This is a genomic window from Helicobacter rappini (assembly GCF_900198625.1).
Taxonomy (GTDB): Bacteria; Campylobacterota; Campylobacteria; order Campylobacterales; family Helicobacteraceae; genus Helicobacter_A; species Helicobacter_A rappini.
On record NZ_FZPK01000083.1, the window covers coordinates 1 to 3441 of the forward strand.

General features: G+C 28.7%; 4 protein-coding genes. All 4 read left to right on the forward strand.

Annotation, left to right across the window (positions count from 1 at the left end):
• Nucleotides 1–219 precede the first annotated feature (219 nt).
• A complete protein-coding gene (locus C6H17_RS12645) occupies nt 220–810 on the forward strand; it encodes a hypothetical protein (RefSeq protein ID WP_005219870.1) in 591 nt (196 codons plus the stop codon).
• 11 nt (nt 811–821) lie between these two features.
• Nucleotides 822–1298, forward strand: a complete 477-nt coding sequence (locus C6H17_RS11785) for a hypothetical protein (RefSeq protein WP_005219869.1) — start codon at nt 822–824, stop codon at nt 1296–1298.
• 302 nt (nt 1299–1600) lie between these two features.
• Nucleotides 1601–2437: a lipase family protein gene (locus C6H17_RS11795; protein ID WP_005219868.1), complete on the forward strand. Its 837-nt coding sequence runs from the start codon at nt 1601–1603 to the stop codon at nt 2435–2437.
• A gap of 615 nt (nt 2438–3052) precedes the next feature.
• Complete coding sequence (locus C6H17_RS11805) at nt 3053–3409, forward strand: hypothetical protein (RefSeq protein ID WP_020995729.1); 357 nt, start codon at nt 3053–3055, stop codon at nt 3407–3409.
• The last annotated feature ends 32 nt before the right edge of the window (nt 3410–3441 follow it).

Here is a 3441-nt window from a genome sequence, read left to right on the forward strand (position 1 = left end):
CCATATTTTTTTGCAAGATGGGACACTAAAAGAAAATATCTCACAACAAAAAGCATAGCTTCTTACGAGCTTGTATTTAAAACAGCTTATAGAAGTTGCACATCTACAAGGATTAACAATGAGCAATAAAGAACAAATACAGAAATTACGAGACTATGCAGAACTAGCTTGGGCTAGTTATGGATACTTTCATTTAACAAAATCTCAAAGGATATGTCTATGGTATTATTTTTAGCTATATTGTGGAATCTCATTATCCCTCTTACTCTCTCATATTTCATATTCAAACTTATATATAGAAAAGTATTTAAATCGCAAAAGAAAGTCTCTAAATTTCTAGTATTTATTGGAGGTATTGCTATACTATCAAGTTTTCACGTTTTTAATATTTCATATTATTTTCAACCAAGCTATTATGAATTTAAAAAAATGTGTGCTTTAAATGAGCTTCCAAATAATGAAGAGAAATACAATAAGATTCTAGGGTATTATGGACTAAGTTTAGATACATTAGATTGGGAAAAGATAGGGAAGGAAAAAGCATTAGAGAAAAAGACGGCACAATTTTTCTATGATGCTCTTAATAATGAAGAATTGTATGATACACTTTCGCCAATATATACATATTGGTATGGTTATGGTTATATGTTATTTAAGCATAAACCTACTAGAGAAAACATTATTGATGTGCGAAAAATGTTGCACTTTCAAAGTTACTTGCTAAAGGGTAATATTGGTTGGAATATAAGCACTGATGGAAGCTTTTATATACCAGCAAAAACAGAATATTGTGTAATTGGTAAATATTAGGGAGGGGAACAATGAATAATAAAGAACAAATCAAAAAGCTTAGGGATAATGCAGAACTTGCTTGGGCAGCGTATGGGTATTTTCATTTAGCAGATAAAGAGTATAAACATGATGATAACGATAAAGAGAGATTAAAAGAGTTTAAAGATAATTTTAAAAAATATAAACCAAATGACACCCAAAGGGATTTAACCTATACCGACATACTAGACATAACCTATAAATACTATCTTGATAAAAATGGCAAACCGAAAGACTCTTGGTATCATAAACATTTCTTAGGTGGCGACTTCTCCCCACTCCAAGCTAAAAGATTTTTTGAACGCTATGATTTACTTATCCACCAACCAAATACAGAATCAGGCTTTTCTGCTACTTTATTTGGAGAAAAAAGAAAACAAAAGAATACAGAATCTAAAGCAACACAATACACTAATGACTATGGTTATACAAACTATATCCTAGCCTTTAGAGGCACAGAATTATAATGATAAGGGGTTATATGAGAACTTCTAATAAAATAGCATTACTATATTTTATAGTATGTATAATTGTGGCTGGATTTTTTGCAATACTCGGTTATGGGCTCAATGGAACTGGGTCAGATATGCCTAAAGCTATTGTGCATTTTTGTCTTTATATGATTTGGTTATTAATGCCATATGTTACCATATCTTTAATTATAGAAATAATAAAAAGCTTTAGGGTATGGAAATTGATAAATTTAGTTTTAATGTTATTTTTTACGCTTATATATTATCTCAATTTTTTTTGAGCTTTGGAAAAATAGATGACAAATAGAGAAATAATTAAAAAACTTAGGGATAATGCGGAACTAGCTTGGGCTTCCTATTTTTATTTTGATTTACTAAAAGATTCTAGTAATATTCCTAGAAAGATTTATCAACTAGATGAGCAAGGACAAAAAATAAAAGATAAAAACTATCCTAGAGAATACAGGGAAACACCAATTAATTTGGAGCATATCATAAACAAAAAATATTACAACCAAGAAGTATTAGTGAATTTAGAGCAAAGCAATGATATTTTTACGAAAATGAGAAATAGAGCCAAGGACAGTTTTAATGGTGATAAACTTGGTGGTGAATTTGGCGATATTCAAACCAAAGAATTCCTTAAAAGATACTATTTGCTAGACTATTATCCTAAAGACAATTCCAAAGGCCTCCACGCTTGTTTATTTCAAGATAAAGAATCTAAAGAATATACTTTAGCCATACGAGGAAGCTTTGATTCTGCTGATTACACAACAGACTTTGTGAATCTCCTTAAAGATTCTACTATACCTTTTGAATATCTCCATGCAATGATACTTTTTTATGAATCTTGTGCTAAACAATATCCAGAGATTACTAAGCCTAAAAGCTTAAATATAGTAGGACACTCTCTAGGTGGTTGTTTGGCTCAAATATTTGCCCTCTGTTTTGCTAAGAATCCTGATGTTTTGGCTACTGAATTCAATCAAGATTCTATCATTAATGAAGTGTATACCTTTAATGCACCTGGTGCGAAGAATCTAAAACCGCATATCATGCTAGATTCTAAGCAAATCTATGAAGTTATTAAAGATTCTAAGAATTTGATTGCAAATGAACGGGTGGCTTAATGTTAATTATACTCTTTCTTATCGTAATCTCTTTGGTTTTATTTATTTATTTTAAAAAATATATGGATATTGTAGATATATTTTTTATGTTTCCATTTGTCATATATGCCCTTTGTTGTTTGGCAATAGTATTTTATGGTTATGTCTATGGAGAGAGAAAATCATTTGATATTGAAACTACCCTTTTCTTTATTGTATTGATAACTCCATCATTGATTCTATATACAATCATAAAACTTTTAATAGATACATTCCCAGATTTTAAAATATGGAAAATATTTAATTTTATATTTTTATGTATTTTTATGTATTTTTATCTTGTTATATTTCACTTGATAGAAAGACCAATCATATTGCCCAATTGGATAACATTTTTTATTAGTTATAGAATATTTTTTATTTATATAATTGCCATATTAATCCTTTATGTAACAATTAAGATTTTAATGGATATAATTCAAAATTTTAAAATATGGAAAATATTTAATTTTATATTTTTATGTATTTTTATGTATAGCTTTTTTGCCAGATTGGAAGCTATACGGGTAGGCTATATATTCAATATTCCCTGTTTTGATGAAAACCATAAAATTATTTCGTGTTTGGGGTTAGCAAATGAAAAATAAAATATTAATTAGCAAACTAAAAGATTATGCTGAACTAGCAATGGCAGCTTATGGTTATTTTAATTTAATGGGGAAGAACTTTGATAACAAAAGAAACAAGACACAAGAAAAAAGAAGCATAACCCTCTATGATATTTTAGATTCTACCTACAATGGCTATGTAACTCCTGACCACACAATACTTTTAAACCCAGAGAAATTAAAAGGCGAATTTACCCCCACACAAGCAAAAAGATTCTTTGATAAATATGATTTACTAGATTTCTATCCTAAGTTTGATAACAAAAATAATAAACAGCAAAAGGGTTTCCACGCTTGTTTCAAAATAAAAAAGTTTAATAATTAAGGGAAGTTAAAATGAAAAAAATATTTTATGGA